Source organism: Streptomyces formicae (assembly GCF_002556545.1).
GTDB lineage: Bacteria > Actinomycetota > Actinomycetes > Streptomycetales > Streptomycetaceae > Streptomyces > Streptomyces formicae_A.
The window spans coordinates 6,631,176-6,645,892 of record NZ_CP022685.1; the positions used below are offsets into that span (position 1 = coordinate 6,631,176).

At 72.3% G+C, this 14,717-nt stretch carries 15 protein-coding genes; 8 read left to right on the forward strand and 7 right to left on the reverse strand.

Annotated elements, in window-relative coordinates; genetic code table 11:
• Positions 1 to 90 precede the first annotated feature (90 nt).
• Both KY5_RS29125 and KY5_RS29130 read left to right on the forward strand, forming a co-directional pair.
• On the forward strand, positions 91 to 327 hold the full coding sequence (locus tag KY5_RS29125) for a hypothetical protein (protein ID WP_055552748.1): 237 nt from the start codon (positions 91 to 93) through the stop codon (positions 325 to 327).
• Between the two features lie 162 nt (positions 328 to 489).
• Complete coding sequence (locus KY5_RS29130; RefSeq protein ID WP_055552746.1) at positions 490 to 1,191, forward strand: HU family DNA-binding protein; 702 nt, start codon at positions 490 to 492, stop codon at positions 1,189 to 1,191.
• An 81-nt stretch (positions 1,192 to 1,272) separates the two neighbouring features.
• On the opposite strand, the gene KY5_RS29135 is transcribed toward KY5_RS29130, so the two are convergent.
• Positions 1,273 to 1,476 (reverse strand): hypothetical protein, encoded by a 204-nt coding sequence (locus KY5_RS29135; protein ID WP_098245007.1) that lies wholly within the window; start codon positions 1,474 to 1,476, stop codon positions 1,273 to 1,275.
• A gap of 59 nt (positions 1,477 to 1,535) precedes the next feature.
• Positions 1,536 to 2,171, reverse strand: coding sequence for a 2-phospho-L-lactate guanylyltransferase (gene cofC, locus KY5_RS29140; protein WP_098245008.1), 636 nt, complete (start codon positions 2,169 to 2,171; stop codon positions 1,536 to 1,538).
• 165 nt (positions 2,172 to 2,336) lie between these two features.
• On the opposite strand from cofC, the gene KY5_RS29145 reads away from it, so the two are divergent.
• From KY5_RS29145 to KY5_RS29155, 3 genes are all read left to right on the forward strand, one after another.
• Positions 2,337 to 3,119: a lysophospholipid acyltransferase family protein gene (locus KY5_RS29145; RefSeq protein WP_098245009.1), complete on the forward strand. Its 783-nt coding sequence runs from the start codon at positions 2,337 to 2,339 to the stop codon at positions 3,117 to 3,119.
• Between the two features lie 74 nt (positions 3,120 to 3,193).
• Positions 3,194 to 4,144, forward strand: a complete 951-nt coding sequence (locus KY5_RS29150) for an NAD(P)H-dependent glycerol-3-phosphate dehydrogenase (RefSeq protein ID WP_234363230.1) — start codon at positions 3,194 to 3,196, stop codon at positions 4,142 to 4,144.
• Between the two features lie 34 nt (positions 4,145 to 4,178).
• The gene (locus KY5_RS29155) at positions 4,179 to 5,360 is read left to right on the forward strand and encodes a D-alanine--D-alanine ligase family protein (protein WP_098245011.1); all 1,182 of its coding nucleotides are present in this window, start codon (positions 4,179 to 4,181) and stop codon (positions 5,358 to 5,360) included.
• Between the two features lie 30 nt (positions 5,361 to 5,390).
• Here the strand turns inward: KY5_RS29155 and KY5_RS29160 are convergent, their stop codons facing one another.
• Together KY5_RS29160 and KY5_RS29165 are read right to left on the reverse strand one after the other, a co-directional pair.
• Positions 5,391 to 5,888, reverse strand: coding sequence for a DUF3515 domain-containing protein (locus KY5_RS29160; RefSeq protein WP_098245012.1), 498 nt, complete (start codon positions 5,886 to 5,888; stop codon positions 5,391 to 5,393).
• Positions 5,889 to 5,908: 20 nt separating this feature from the next.
• Positions 5,909 to 6,142: an Lrp/AsnC family transcriptional regulator gene (locus KY5_RS29165; protein WP_016642988.1), complete on the reverse strand. Its 234-nt coding sequence runs from the start codon at positions 6,140 to 6,142 to the stop codon at positions 5,909 to 5,911.
• Between the two features lie 209 nt (positions 6,143 to 6,351).
• Between KY5_RS29165 and KY5_RS29170 the strand changes: the two genes are divergently transcribed.
• Together KY5_RS29170 and thiD are read left to right on the forward strand one after the other, a co-directional pair.
• Positions 6,352 to 7,320, forward strand: coding sequence for a thiamine-phosphate kinase (locus tag KY5_RS29170; protein WP_098245013.1), 969 nt, complete (start codon positions 6,352 to 6,354; stop codon positions 7,318 to 7,320).
• Positions 7,317 to 8,111 carry a bifunctional hydroxymethylpyrimidine kinase/phosphomethylpyrimidine kinase gene (gene thiD / locus KY5_RS29175; protein WP_098245014.1) on the forward strand — a complete coding sequence of 265 codons (795 nt, stop codon included), beginning with the start codon at positions 7,317 to 7,319 and terminating at the stop codon, positions 8,109 to 8,111. The genes KY5_RS29170 and thiD overlap by 4 nt, the downstream gene beginning before the upstream one ends.
• On the opposite strand, the gene KY5_RS29180 is transcribed toward thiD, so the two are convergent.
• The 3 genes from KY5_RS29180 to rpmB form a co-directional block, all read right to left on the reverse strand.
• Positions 8,084 to 9,337 (reverse strand): FAD-dependent monooxygenase, encoded by a 1,254-nt coding sequence (locus tag KY5_RS29180; protein WP_098245015.1) that lies wholly within the window; start codon positions 9,335 to 9,337, stop codon positions 8,084 to 8,086. The genes thiD and KY5_RS29180 overlap by 28 nt on opposite strands.
• 35 nt (positions 9,338 to 9,372) lie before the next feature.
• On the reverse strand, positions 9,373 to 12,387 hold the full coding sequence (locus KY5_RS29185; RefSeq protein WP_098245016.1) for a BTAD domain-containing putative transcriptional regulator: 3,015 nt from the start codon (positions 12,385 to 12,387) through the stop codon (positions 9,373 to 9,375).
• Between the two features lie 118 nt (positions 12,388 to 12,505).
• Positions 12,506 to 12,691 (reverse strand): 50S ribosomal protein L28, encoded by a 186-nt coding sequence (gene rpmB / locus KY5_RS29190; RefSeq protein ID WP_016642993.1) that lies wholly within the window; start codon positions 12,689 to 12,691, stop codon positions 12,506 to 12,508.
• A 212-nt stretch (positions 12,692 to 12,903) separates the two neighbouring features.
• Here rpmB and KY5_RS29195 point away from each other — a divergent pair, with 212 nt between their 5' ends.
• The gene (locus KY5_RS29195; protein WP_418952883.1) at positions 12,904 to 14,646 is read left to right on the forward strand and encodes a DAK2 domain-containing protein; all 1,743 of its coding nucleotides are present in this window, start codon (positions 12,904 to 12,906) and stop codon (positions 14,644 to 14,646) included.
• Positions 14,647 to 14,717: the final 71 nt, after the last annotated feature.

Below are 14,717 nucleotides of genomic sequence, written 5' to 3' on the forward strand. Positions count from 1 at the left end.
GGCCTGACCGGGTACCCTCAGGAGAGCGCCGGACGGCGGTAGTTACCCCCTGCGGAGGCGACAACTCGCCCTAGATGGCACAATCGGTGCATGGAACGTGACAGCCAACTCGAGCTCTACGGGCTCGTCGCGGACCAACTGAAGGAAGCGCACTCACGGGTGCGTGCACTGCAAGTCCCGGAGGGCGTACGGATGGCGCTGACCCGGAAGCTGCTGGTCATTACGGCCGCGGCCAAACACGATCTCGCCGATGCGGCAAGGCGTCTGGAGCGATTGATGGCGTCCCTCGACGAAGCTGACGAGGGCCGATTCCCCGAAGACGCCTGAGCCACAAGCCTCAACATGCCTTCGAGGAACTCCGAGATGGTCTAGTTCGTTGCGGCACAAGGGTGATTAGGCCGTTTCGTGTTTGATTTGCGGTATATATCTGCCTAACGTGCGAAAAAGCCGGAGTATTTCGCTCCCGGCAATGTCTCCGAAGGGGAAGACGTGAACAAGGCGCAGCTCGTAGAAGCGATTGCCGACAAGGTCGGAGGCCGCCAGCAGGCCGCCGACGCCGTGGACGCGGTCCTGGACGCCGTCGTCCGTGCCGTGGTCAGCGGAGACCGTGTTTCGGTCACCGGCTTCGGCTCGTTCGAGAAGGTCGACCGCCCGGCCCGCTACGCCCGCAACCCCCAGACCGGGGAGCGCGTGCGCGTCAAGAAGACCTCGGTTCCGCGGTTCCGCGCGGGCCAGGGCTTCAAGGACCTGGTGAGCGGCTCGAAGAAGCTCCCGAAGAACGACGTCGCGGTCAAGAAGGCCCCCAAGGGCAGCCTGACCGGCGGTGCTTCGGCGACCGTCAAGAAGGCCGCTGCCAAGAAGGCCAGCACCGCCAAGAAGGCCACGGCGACGGCGACGAAGGCCGCTGCCAAGAAGACCACCGCCAAGAAGTCCGCCGCGAAGAAGACCACGGCGACGGCGAAGAAGGCGGCCGCGAAGAAGGCCACCGCCAAGAAGACGGCGACGAAGGCCACGGCCAAGAAGGCCACGGCGACGGCGAAGAAGACCACCGCCAAGAAGGCCGCGCCCGCGAAGAAGGCCACCGCCAAGAAGACGGCGCCCGCCAAGAAGGCCACGGCCAAGAAGGCGCCCGCCAAGAAGTCCACGGCGCGCAAGACGACCGCCAAGAAGGCCACGGCCCGCAAGAAGTAAGGGCACCGAGGGCACTCACGCGCCGGGCCGGACTCCCACGGGGGAGCCCGGCCCGCGTCGTGTGCGCGCCCTGGCGCCGCCTCAAAACGTCTGCAGCGTCACCAGCGTGATGCGGCGCGAGGCGCCGTCGCCGTCGACCTCGATGCGCACGCGCTGTCCCGGCCGCAGCAGCCGCAGCCCGCCCGCGTCGAACGCGGGGGCCTCGAAGGGCACGGGCGTGCCGTCGTCGAGCAGCACGCTGCCGCTGCGGGTCTCGGAGTCGTACGTGTACGCGGTGGCCTGCATGGGGGCAGCGTACTCAGTCGCACCCGGCCGTAGCCCGAGCGGCTCAGCGGCTCGGCGGTTCAGTCGGCGATCAGCAGCCGGGCCGCGGCCGCCGCGGTGCGCGGGCCGACGCCGAGCGCGAGGGCGGCCCGCAGGTCGTCGCCGGTGTCCACGTCCTGGCGTACGGAATCGACGCCGTCGAGCGCGAGTTCCACGGCGCCGGAAGCCGCGTGACCGGCGCGGGACGCGGTGCCGAATACCGGCCGCAATTCCGTTCCCGCCGCCGCCGCGAGCAGTGTCGTGCCGATTCCGGCGGCATCGGGCAGGAAAGCACGGGGAAATGGGGCGGCACCGTCGAGCACCCTGGCCAATTCCAGGGGGCGCAGCGCCGGCAGATCGGCGTTCAGGGCCGCGACGGCGACGTCGGGCCGTTCGGCGCGCACCGCGGCCGTTCCGTGCCGCAGAGCGGCGTTGAGGCCCTCCTGCGGCGTATCGGGGACGATCCGCGCGCCCAGCGCGGACAGCTCGCGGCCCGCCAGGGCGTCGTCCGTGACGACCACCACATCCCGCACCGCGGGACAGGCCGCCGCGGCCGCCACGGTGTCCTGCGCGAACGCCAGGGCGAGACCCGGTCGCAGGCCGTCGCCAGCGGTCGCCGCCAGCCTGCTCTTGGCGCGCGCCAGCGGCTTCAGGGGTATGACCAGGGTCCACTGCACGGGCGCTCCGTCCTTCGCGTCGCGCCCATTGTGACCTGCTCTACCGAGAGGCTTGATGGGAGGAGCGGTGGGCGGAGACGGGTGGGCGTACGGTGTTCTCGACAGATAGGCAGCCTGGGGCGACACTTGTGCGGCCGACCAGGTTCATGGAGGAAGGTGTCCCGCGTGTCCCGCCGCAGAATCGGCTTCTGGTACCGCCTGGCGGCGGTCATCGCAAAACCGCCGCTGGTGGTTCTGTTCAAGCGGGACTGGCGTGGAATGGAACACATTCCGGCCGACGGCGGATTCATCACGGCGGTGAATCACAACTCGCATATCGACCCGTTCTCGTACGCGCACTTCCAGTACAACACGGGACGGGTGCCGCGTTTCCTGGCAAAGGACGGCCTTTTCAAGGGCGGTTTTGTCGCCAAGGTCATGAAGGGCACGGGCCAGATCCCGGTCTACCGCGAGACCTCGAACGCGCTGGACGCCTTCCGCGCCGCGGTCGACGCCATCGAGCGCGGCGAGTGCGTCGCGTTCTACCCCGAGGGCACCCTCACCAGGGACCCCGACATGTGGCCGATGGCCGCCAAGTCCGGTGCCGCGCGGGTCGCCCTGAAGACCAAGTGCCCGGTGGTTCCCGTCGCCCAGTGGGGCGCCAACCTCGCCCTGCCGCCGTACAGCAAGAAGCCCTCCTTCTTCCCCCGCAAGACCCTTCAGGTGAAGGCCGGAGCCCCCGTCGACCTGTCGCGCTTCTACGACAAGGAGCCGACCGCCGAGGTGCTGCGCGAGGTGACCGAGACCATCATGGCCGCGATCACCGAACTCCTGGAGGAGGTCAGGGGCGAGAAGGCCCCAGAGACGCCGTACGACCCGCGCAGGGCACGGCGTGAGCAACGACGCAAGGCGGCGGGTGCCACCGCACCCCCGAGCACCGCGGACAGCACCCCGGAGGACAGCAAGTGACGAACCCCGTGAACTCGGCGGGACCGGTGAAGGCCGCCGTCTTCGGAACGGGCTCCTGGGGTACGGCCTTCGGCATGGTGCTCGCCGACGCGGGGTGCGACGTCACCCTGTGGGGCCGCCGCGCCGAACTCGCCGACGCGGTCAACTCCACCCGCACCAACCCCGACTACCTCCCCGGTGTCGAGCTTCCGGAGAACCTCAGGGCGACCACCGACCCGGCAAAAGCCGCGGACGGCGCCGACTTCACCGTGCTCGCGGTGCCCTCGCAGACGCTGCGCCAGAACCTCGCGGCCTGGGCCCCGCTGCTCGCCCCCGACACGGTCCTCGTCTCACTCATGAAGGGCGTCGAACTCGGCTCCGCGATGCGGATGAGCGAGGTCGTCGAGGACGTCACGAAGGTCCCCGGGGACCGCGTCGCCGTCGTCACCGGGCCCAACCTGGCCCGTGAGATCGCCGCCAGGCAGCCCGCCGCCGCGGTGGTGGCCTGCCGGGACGAGGCGGTCGCGCAGCGCCTCCAGACGGCCTGCCACACCCCGTACTTCCGCCCGTACACCAACACCGACGTGGTCGGCTGCGAGCTCGGCGGCGCCGTCAAGAACGTCATCGGGCTCGCCGTCGGCATCGCGGACGGCATGGGCCTCGGCGACAACGCCAAGGGCTCGCTCATCACGCGCGGCCTCGCCGAGACCACCCGGCTCGGCCTCGCCATGGGCGCCGACCCGCTGACGTTCTCCGGACTCGCGGGCCTCGGCGACCTCGTGGCGACCTGCTCGTCGCCGCTCTCGCGCAACCACACCTTCGGCACCAACCTCGGCAAGGGCATGACCCTGGAGGAGACCATCGCGGTCACCAAGCAGACCGCGGAGGGCGTCAAGTCCTGCGAGTCGGTGCTGGATCTGGCCCGCAGGCACGGCGTCGACATGCCGATCACGGAGACGGTCGTGGGCATCGTGCACGAAGGCACCCCGCCGATGGTCGCCCTCAAGGAGCTCATGTCGCGCAGCGCCAAGCCCGAGCGTCGCTGACTGTTTTTGGGACAGCGGGTACTCTCGACGCGATATGAGCAGCGAGAACCTCCCCCAGAGCCCTGAGCAGCACCCCGAGTCGAGCTCTGAGCGGCCGCTCCGCAAGCCGCGCGTGGCCGTCGTGTTCGGCGGCCGCAGCTCGGAACACGGCATCTCCGTGGTCACGGCGGGCGCCGTGCTGAGCGCGATCGACCGTGCCAAGTACGACGTGCTGCCGATCGGCATCACCACGGACGGCCGTTGGGCGCTGACCGCCGACGAGCCGGAGCGGATGGCGATCGCCGACCGGCAGATGCCGAACGTGGACGACCTCTCCGACTCCGTGGAGGGCGGTGTCCTGCTGCCCCTGGCACCCGGCAACCGCGAGGTCGTCTACAGCGAGCCGGGTTCCGTGCCCAAGGCGCTCGGCGAGGTCGACGTCGTCTTCCCGATGCTGCACGGTCCCTACGGAGAGGACGGCACCCTCCAGGGGCTGCTGGAGCTCTCCGGAGTGCCCTACGTCGGCTCCGGAGTCCTCGCCTCGGCCGTCGGCCAGGACAAGGACTACATGAAGCGGGTGTTCACGTCCTTCGGACTGAACGTCGGCCCCTACCTGGTGATCCGGCCGCGCGAGTGGCAGCAGGACGAGGCGGGCGCCCGGCAGCGCATCGCGGACTTCGCGGGCGAGCACGGCTGGCCGCTGTTCATCAAGCCCGCGCGCGCGGGCTCCTCGATCGGCATCACGAAGGTCGACTCCTTCGAGGGCCTGGACGAGGCGATCGCCGAGGCGCAGCGGCACGACCCGAAGATCCTCATCGAGGCGCTGCTCCGGGGCCGTGAGATCGAGTGCGGCGTCCTGGAGTTCGAGGACGGGCCGCGCGCGAGCGTCCCCGCCGAGATCCCGCCGGTGCAGGCGCACGACTACTACGACTTCGAGGCGAAGTACATCGACTCGACGCCCGGCATCGTGCCCGCCCCGCTGACGCCCGAGGAGACCGCGGAGATCCAGCGGCTCGCGGTCGAGGCGTTCGAGGCGGCGTCCTGCGAGGGCCTGGTGCGCGCGGACTTCTTCCTCACCGAGGACGGCGAGTTCGTGATCAACGAGATCAACACGATGCCGGGCTTCACGCCCATCTCGATGTACCCGCAGATGTGGGAGAAGAGCGGCGTCGGCTACGCGGAGCTGGTGGACCGGCTCATCCAGGCCGCGCTGAACCGCTCGACGGGCCTGCGCTGACCGCCCCCGGGCCGGCCGCCCCCCAGGGGATCAGGCGATCCCCTGGGGAATGGTCTTCTTGATGGGCCCGGCGAAGTCCGTGAGCGGCCCCAGACCGTCCCCCGTGCGCTCCTCGGGCAGCCGCACCTCCACGTAGGCGAGGCGCGCCCCCGTAGTGAAGGTGTAGGAGCCGTCGTCGTTCTTCTGCAGGAGCCAGGCGACGCCGTTCACCTTCACGCCGTTCTTCGCGGCGTAGTCGGGATCGATCATCTCGGGGGGCCGCGGCACACCGCAGCGCAGTATGATCGCCGGGTCTCCCCACCCGGCGGTCAGCTCCGACTCGGGCCCCGGGTCGGTGCGCTCGAGACCTTCGACCTTCTCCGGGAGCTGTTCGTGCAGGTCCCGGCAGAGCCCGGCGGCCTTCGCCTCCGGAGACGGAACCGTCACTGACGCCTCGTCGTCCGTAGAAGAACAGGCCGCTGTCGTGATCAACAGGGCGAGGGCGGACGTTCCTACGAGGCAGCGGCGCCGGAGACGGGGGATGTTCACCGGGCCAGGGTAGACGGGGGCTACAAGTGCACGACCGGGCAGGTCAGAGTTCGGGTGATGCCGTCCACCTGCTGAACCTTCGCGACCACCATGCGGCCGAGCTCGTCCACCGTGTCCGCCTGTGCGCGCACGATGACGTCGTAGGGTCCGGTCACGTCCTCGGCCTGAATCACTCCCGGGATCTTGCCGATCAGCTCGGCGACGGTCGACGCCTTGCCGACCTCTGTTTGGATCAGGATGTACGCCTGTACCACGGAACCTCCAGGGCGGCCACGAGGATCATGTGGGGAGAAGGGACGCCACGGTACCGCGTCACCGCTCGTCACGGGGAGACCCGGGGGAGCTGTGGCGCGCACATCGTGGTGGACGGACAACACAAGTTGACGGTCACGTCGACCGTACCGACGACAGTGGCGGCTCGCGACCGGGGGCCGGGCAGCGCGAAAGGGCATGGTGAGACTCGGTGAAGGGAACCGTGGGCGAGTTGGGGGAGTTCGGGCTCATCAGAGAGCTCACCTCCCGGCTCACCTCCACTCCGGCCGTACGGCTCGGTCCCGGCGATGACGCCGCGGTGGTGTCCGCCCCGGACCGCAGGGTCGTGGCGAGCACCGACATCCTCCTGGAAGGTCGGCACTTCCGCCGGGACTGGTCCACCGCGTACGACGTGGGCCGCAAGGCCGCGGCCCAGAACCTCGCGGACATCGCGGCCATGGGCGCCGTGCCCACCGCGCTGCTGCTCGGCCTCGTGGTGCCCGCCGAACTCCCCGCCAGCTGGCCCGTGGAGCTGATGGACGGCCTCAGGGACGAGTGCCAGGTCGCGGGCGCGGCCGTCGTCGGCGGCGACGTCGTACGCGGCGACACCATCACCGTCTCGATCACCGCGCTCGGCGATCTGCGCAACCACGAGCCGGTCACGCGCGCGGGCGCGCAGCCGGGCGACGTCGTCGCCGTGACGGGCTGGCTCGGCTGGTCCGCCGCCGGGCACGCCGTGCTCTCGCGCGGCTTCCGCTCGCCCCGCGCCTTCGTGGAGGCCCACCGCAGGCCGGAACCGCCCTACCACGCGGGCCCCGCGGCCGCCGGGCTCGGCGCCACCTCGATGACGGACGTCAGCGACGGCCTCATCGCCGACCTCGGGCACATCGCCGACGCGAGCAAGGTGCGCATCGACATCCGCTCCGGTGACGTCGACGTGCCCTCCCAGATGAACGACATCGGTCAGGCCGTCGGCGTCGACCCGCTCCAGTGGGTGCTCAACGGCGGCGAGGACCACGCGATCGTGGCGACCTTCCCGCCGGACGTGAAGCTGCCCGCCCGCTGGAAGGTCATCGGCGAGGTTCTCAACCCCTCGGCGCTGCCCCTGGTGACCGTGGACGGCGCCCCGTGGACCAGCAAGGGCTGGGACCACTTCGGGGACAACGGGGACGCCGAGTGAGCGCGCCGCCCCGGGTGCTCACCGTCGCCGGATCCGACTCCGGAGGCGGCGCCGGCATCCAGGCCGACCTGAAGACGATGCTCGCCCTCGGCACCCACGGCATGAGCGTCGTCACCGCCGTCACCGCGCAGAACTCCCTTGGCGTGCAGGGCTTCTGGGAGCTGCCGGGCGAGGCGGTGCGGGCCCAGTACCGCAGCGTCGTCGACGACATCGGCGTGCAGGCCGTGAAGACCGGGATGCTGGCATCGGCCGAACTGGTCGAGACCGTCGCCGAGTTGCTCGCGGGCACGGACGCGCCCGCGGTCGTCGACCCGGTGGGCGTCTCCAAGCACGGCGACTCGCTGCTCGCGTCCTCCGCCCTCGACTCCGTCCGTACGAAGCTGCTGCCGGTCGCCACGGTCGCCACGCCCAACCTCGACGAGGTCGCCCAACTGACCGGCGTCCACGTCGAGTCGGAGGACGGGCTGCGCCGCGCGGCCGCCGCCGTCCTCGCGTACGGACCGAAGTGGGTGCTCATCAAGGGCGGCCACCTCCGCGGTGACGCGGTGGACCTGCTCACCGACGGCTCCGAGGAGCACGTGCTGCGCGCGCCGCGCCACGACAACCGGCACACGCACGGCACGGGCTGCACGCTCGCCAGCGCGATCGCCGCGGAGCTGGCGAAGGGCCGGAGCGTCCCCGAGGCCGTCGCCGCGGCCAAGGAGTACGTCACCGGGGCGATCGCGGCCGGGTTCGCACTCGGCGGCGGCATCGGCCCGGTGGATCACGGCTGGCGGTCCAGCCGGGCGTAGTCCTTGAGCGCGATGTCGCTCGCGGCCTTCTCGGTGAGACGCTTGAAGAAGCCCGCCAGGAAACGGGAGCTGAGCACGCGGTACATCCGGTCCCGGGAGCGGATCTTCTTCTCGGTCGGCGGGGCGAGGAAGGGGCCCGCGTTGCCGGAGATCTTCTGGCAGCCCTTGGCGTAGTCGCGGACCTCCGCCTCGTACGCGGCGAAGGCGACGTGGTGGTCTCCCCGGGCGGCCGCGAGCTCACCGGCGAGGACGTACGCGCAGACCAGCGCGGTGCCGGTGCCGATGCCACCCATCGTGGCGCCGTACCCGGCGTCACCGAGCAGGACCACACGGCCCCGCGAGAGCCGGTCGACGTGGATCTGGGCGATGGCGTCGAAGTACAGGTCCCCGGCGCTCTCCAGGCCGTCCAGGGCCCCCGCCGCGTGCCGCCAGCCGAGGTTCGCGAACCGGTCGGCGAGGATCTTCTTCTGCTGCTTGACGTCGTGCCGGTCGTAGTCGAGCCGCTCGGAGCCGAAGACCAGGCCGACGCCCGCCCTTGCCGGGTCGGCGCCGTAGTTGCTGAGCAGGAGGGTGCGGCCGGGTTCGCTGTAGATGCGGGCGGTGCGGTCCAGGCCGAGGTGGTTGGGGACGTCGAACCCCGCTACGTAGTAGCCGAGGAAGCGCAGGTACCGCGACTCGTCGCCGAAGGCCAGGCGGCGGGTGTGGGAGTGCAGCCCGTCGGCGCCGACGACGAGGTCGAAGCGGCGGGGAGCGCCGTGGTCGAAGGTGACGGCGACGCCTTCGGAGTCCTCGGTCAGCGAGGCGACGGAGTCCCCGAAGACGTACTCCACCCGGTCCCGGGTGCGCTCGTGGAGGATCTTGGAGAGCTCGCCGCGGAAGATCTCCACGTCACCGCTCATCAGGAACGCGGGCAGGTCCACCCGCTCCGTGTCGTCGGCCTCGACGAGGATCTGGCGACCCATGTGCGTCTGCCTGCGGTGGACCTCGTCCCAGATGCCCATGCGGCGCAGTACGGTGCGGTGCGCGTCACCCCGGAAGTCGACGGCGAAGCCGCCCTCGCGCAGAGCGGGCGCCTTCTCCACGACGGTGACGCGCGCTCCGTAGCGGGCCAGCCAGAGGGCGAGCGCGGGGCCCGCGACGCTCGCCCCGGAGATCAGGACGTTCAGGTGGGCGAGGCTGTGGGCGGCGGTCGGTGTCTGGCTCTTCGTACTCGTCGATGTCGTCATGCAGGGAAGCGTCGGGGGAGGCGCTGACCGTTCGCCTACCGTTGGCTGACCGCCGCTGACCGAAGGCGCCTGCCCTGCTCGAAGGCGCTCGCGTAGCGCTGCGGGGAGAGCCGCGCGCGGGCCGCGTCCGCGACGCCCACGACGTCGGGGTCACCGGCGATCGCCGTGCCGCGCAGGCCGTGCGCGGCCCCGAGGAGCCGGGCGGACTCCTCGGGGTCCGTGGCGACGGCCGCCAGTGCCTCGGCCACGTCGGCGCGTTCACCGGTGTCCGAGGCCAGGACGCGGGCCTGCTCGAACCAGTCGGCGGCCTCTTCGGCACGGGACTCCGCGAGCGCGGCGCGGCCCAGGCCCACGAGCGTCCGCACGCTCTGCCCGAGGCTGAACCAGTTGGCGGCGTACGCCTGAAGGGCCGCTTCGTAGTGCTCACGCGCGCGTGCCGTGTCCCCACGGCGCCGGGCCACGTCACCGAGCCCGCGCAGCGCCGTCGCCACCTTGTCGGGGACGCCCGCGGTGCGGGCCAGGTCGGCGGCGCGCGTGTAGTGGGCGGCGGCCTCCGCGAGATCGCCCCGGTACAGCAGGACCGTGGCCCGCTGGTGCAGCAGATCGGCGGTCTCCTCGGGGGCCGCCAACTCGCCGACGTGCGCGAGACCTTCGTCGAGCAGGCCGATGGCCAGGTCCCGCTCGCCACGCCAGTGCGCGAACATCGCCAGCGGATCCAGGCAGTTGGCCATGCCCCAGCGGTCCCCGGTCTCCCTGAACCCGGCGAGGGCCCGCGCGAACGCCGCGTCCGCCGCGTCGGGACGGCCCGCGAACTGCTCCTGGAAGCCCAGGCCGAGATCGAGCAGCGCCACTCCCCAGGGATGGTCGCCGACCTGCGCGCGCACGCGGGCGCTCTCGCTGTGCGCGGGCCCGCCCGTCACCGACCACTGCACGATCAGGTGCGGCAGTCTGAGCGGACCTTCGAGTCCGGCGACGAGACGGTCGGCGTGGGCCAGGCGCGCCGGTTCCGAGGGGTCGGCGCCGTCGCCCGCGAGCGTGTTGATCACGCACAGGACGTACTCCTCGGCCAGGCCCTCGGGCGGCTCCTGGCCGACCGCGTCCAGGAGTTCGACGGCACGCGCCGTCCGCTCCCCGTTCAGGCCCCGCAGCCGCCAGAACCAGGAGAGGGCGGCCAGCAGCCGCAGGCCGCCGCGTGGATCGGAGTGGGTCAGCCTGCGCAGCGCCGCGTCCAGGTTGCCGCGCTCGGCGGAGAGCCGGGCCAGCCACGGCAGTTGGTCCCCGCCGCGCAGCATCGGCTCGGCCCGCTCCGCCAGGGCCAGGAAGTACGCGGCGTGCGCGTCCCGCAGCCGGTCCTCCTCGCCCGCGTCGGCGAGCTGCCCGGCGCAGAACGCGTGGATGGTCCTGAGCATGCCGTAGCGCCCGTCGACCACGTCGAGGAACGACTTCTCCGCGAGGGAGGCGAGCAGGTCCTCCGGGTACGGGATCCCGCAGACGGCCTCCACCGCGTCGAGCGTCGCTCCCGAGGGGAACACCGTCAGACGGCGGGCGAGCTCCCGCTCCTCGTCCGCCAGCAGCTCCCAGCTCCACTCGACGACCGCGCGCAGCGTGCGGTGCCGGGGCGCCTTCGTGCGATCGCCGCGCGAGAGCACCCGGAAGCGGTCGCCGAGCCGCGCGGCGAGCTCGTCCAGGGTGAGCGTGCGCAGCCGGGCCGCGGCCAGCTCGATGGCGAGCGGAAGCCCGTCGAGGGTCGCGCAGATCTCGTCGGTGAGACGCCGCCGGTGCTCGTCGTCGGCGTCCGCCCGATCGGGCCGTACGGCGGCCGCCCGGTCGGCGAAGAGCCTGGCCGCGGGCCCGGCGGCGAGCGGCGGCACCGGGCACAGGACCTCCCCGGTGATGCCGAGCGCCTCGCGGCTGGTGGCGAGGACCCGCACCCCGGGGCAGTCGGCGAGCAGCAGCCCGGCCACCTCGGCCGCCGCGTCGACGAGGTGCTCGCAGTTGTCCAGGACGAGCAGCACCGCACGCCCGTGCAGCGCGGACAGCAGCCGCTCGGTGGCGGCACCGCCCGGCGCGTGCAGACCGTCCCGCACCCCGAGCGCGGTCAGGATCGCGTACGGCACCTGGGCCCCGTCGGCGAGCGGCGCGAGCTCCACGAAGCAGACGTCCGGCAGGGTCCGCGCGGCCTCGACGGCGAGCCGCGTCTTGCCCGCGCCGCCGGGCCCGGTGAGCGTCACCAGGCGGGCGTCCGCGAGGAGCGCGCCGATCCTGGCGAGCTCGTCGGCCCGCCCGACGAACCGCGTCAGCTGCGCGGGCACGCCCCGCTGCCTGGCGGGCTCCTGCCCCCGAAGCAGCTCCAGGTGGAGCGCGGACAGCTCGGCGGAGGGATCGGTGCCCAGGGCGTCGGCGAGCGCGCGCCGCGCCTCTTCGTAGACCGCGAGCGCCTCCGCGGGCCGCCCGCTCGCGTGCAGCGCCCGCATCAGCTGCCCGTACAGCCGCTCGCTCAGCGGCTGCCCGGAGAGCAGCTCCCGCAGTTCCGGTACGAGATCGGGGCCGCCGCCCAGCGCGAGATCGGCGTCGACCCTGTCCTGCACGGCGGCCAGGCGCATCTCGTCGAGGCGGGTGAGGAGGGCGGCGGCGTCCGGCAGATCGGCGAGCGGGCGGCCGCGCCACAGGCCCAGCGCCTCCCTCAGGAGTGCGGCGGCCCGCGCGTGATCACCGGAGCCGAGCAGCCGCCGCCCCTCGCGCGCGAGGGGCTCGAAGCGGTGGAGGTCGACGTCCTCGGGGGAGACCGCGAGGCGGTAACCGGTGGGGACCGCCTCGATGTCCAGGGCGAGGCGCTTGCGGAGCCGGGAGACCTGGGACTGCAGGGCGTTCGCGGCGCCCGCGGGCGGCTCGTCCCCGTAGAGCCCGTCGGTCAGCCGCGCGAGGGGGACGGCGCGGCCCGCGTCCAGGAGCAGCAGCGTGAGCAACGCGCGGGGGCGCGGCCCTCCGGGGTCCAGCGGGGTGCCGTCGGGGGAGCGTACGTCGAGCGGGCCGAGGATGCCGAAGCGCATCCGCCAGATTCTGGCAGGCGCCACGCGCGCGTGGGGACGGGCGTGCGGGCATACGAAAAAGCCGGTCCCCCGAAGGGAACCGGCTGATTCAGCAACCAGCTAGGTGGCCGCGCTGGCGTCAGCGCGAGACCTTGCCGGCCTTGATGCACGAGGTGCAAGCGTTGAGGCGCTTCGGCGTCCCGCTCACCACGGCACGCACACGCTGGATGTTCGGGTTCCAGCGACGGGGCGTACGGCGGTGCGAGTGCGAGATGTTGTTGCCGAAGCCCGGCCCCTTGCCGCAGACGTCGCAGTTGGCAGCCACGGGTCACTCCAAAGACTTCAGATGCACTTACGGTTAAACCCGGCATGCCGGGATCAGTGCAATGATCGGGGTGGCGTTGCCAGGAGGAATGTCCCGATGAGTATCGGGCAACCGGAGCAGCATACAACGACTGCTTCGGTACAACGAAACTACCACGGTCCGCCCGGCCCCCGCCCCGGCCCCCGTGTTCACCCTGGGTCTACGCTGCGTCCATTCCGGATGGTCAAGGAGGCGAACAGGTGCCGCAGAACCTCGACGCGGTCGCGGTGCGCGCCTGGTCCCGACTGGCTCTGGACGCCCTCGGCAGGGCCCGCGAGGAGATCGACTCGATCAACGTCTATCCCGTCGCGGACGGGGACACGGGAACGAACCTCTATCTGACCGTGGAATCGGCCTCCCAGGCGGTCGACGCCGTGTTCACCGGCCACGAACCGGCCCTCCCCTCGCTGGCCGAGACCGTGCGCGCGATGGCCCACGGAGCGCTCATCGGGGCCCGCGGGAACTCGGGCACGATCCTGTCGCAGCTGCTCCGGGGCATGGCGCAGGTGATCGGCGGAGCCGAGGGCGAAGGCGACGACCTCGGGGCGGAGCAGACCGGGGACCGTGAGGCAGATCACGTCGACGGGTACACCCTGGAGCGCGCGCTGCGGCAGGCCGCCGAGTCCGCCTACCAGGCGGTCGCCCACCCGGTGGAGGGCACCGTCCTGACGGTGGCCACCGCGGCGGCCGACGCGGCGGCCACCGCCGAAGGGGACTGCGAGGCGGTGGCCAGGGCGGCGTACGAAGGGGCACGCGCGGCCCTGGACGCGACGCCGGGACAGCTCGCGGTGCTCGGCCGCGCGGGAGTGGTCGACGCGGGCGGCAGCGGACTCGTCGCGGTCCTGGGGGCGCTGGTGGGCGCCCTGGCGGGGGAGACGGTGGGGCGCAGGGGCGCGGTGCCCAAGGGGGCGGCCGCCAAGAGCGCGGTATCCAGGAGCGGCGGCGGCCACGCACGCGTGGAGCCCGTCGAGTGCGACGACCCGCCGGTGGAGGAGGGCGGCCCCGCCTTCGAGGTGATCTACCTCCTGGAGGCGGAGGACGCGGCCGTCGCCCGGCTGCGGACCCGCCTCGACCGGCTCGGAGACTCGCTCGTCGTGGTCGGCGGCGACGGCCTGTGGAACGTCCACGTCCATGTGGACGACGCGGGTGCGGCCGTTGAGGCGGGCGTGGAGGCGGGCCGCCCGCACCGCATCCGGATCACCCACTTCGGAGTGGGCGACGCGCACACCACCCCCCAGCCGCCCCGGGAGCGCGCGCAGCGGGCCATCGTCGCCGTCGTGCCGGGAGAGGGCCTCGCGGGCCTCTACGCGGAGGCGGGGGCGACCACCGTGCCCACGCGCGTGGGGGAGCCGCCCGCCAGCGGTGAACTCGTCGACGCGATCCGCCGCGCCCACGCGCGCGAGGTGGTGCTCCTGCCCAACGACGCCGAGCTGCGGCACACCGCGGCCGCGGCGGCCGCCCAGGCCCGCACGGAGGGCGTGCGCGTCGCGCTGATCCCCACGCGCTCGGCGGTCCAGGGCATCGCGGCGCTGGCCGTGCACGAGCCGGACCGGCGCTTCGACGAGGACGTCGTCGCCATGACGTCGGCGGCCGGCGCGACCCGGTACGGCGAACTGTCCGTCGCCGAGCGGCAGTCGTGGACCATGGCGGGCATCTGCCAGGCCGGTGACGTCCTCGGCCTGATCGACGGCGACGTCGCGGTGATCGGCTCGGAGGTCGCGCGCACCGCCGCGGGCGTCTTGGACCGGATGCTGTCGGCGGGCGGCGAGATGGTCACGCTCGTGCTGGGCGAATCCGTGCCCGACACCGTCGCGGAGCATCTGGAGAAGCACGTGCGCGAGGCGTATCTGGCCGTCGACACCGTGGTCTACCGCGGCGGCCGCCAGTCGGCGCTGCTGCTGATCGGCGTGGAGTAGCGCCCCGCTCACGTCCCCGGATCCGGCGGACGTACGCGGGATTCGGGGGACGTACGGCGGATTGTCAGTGC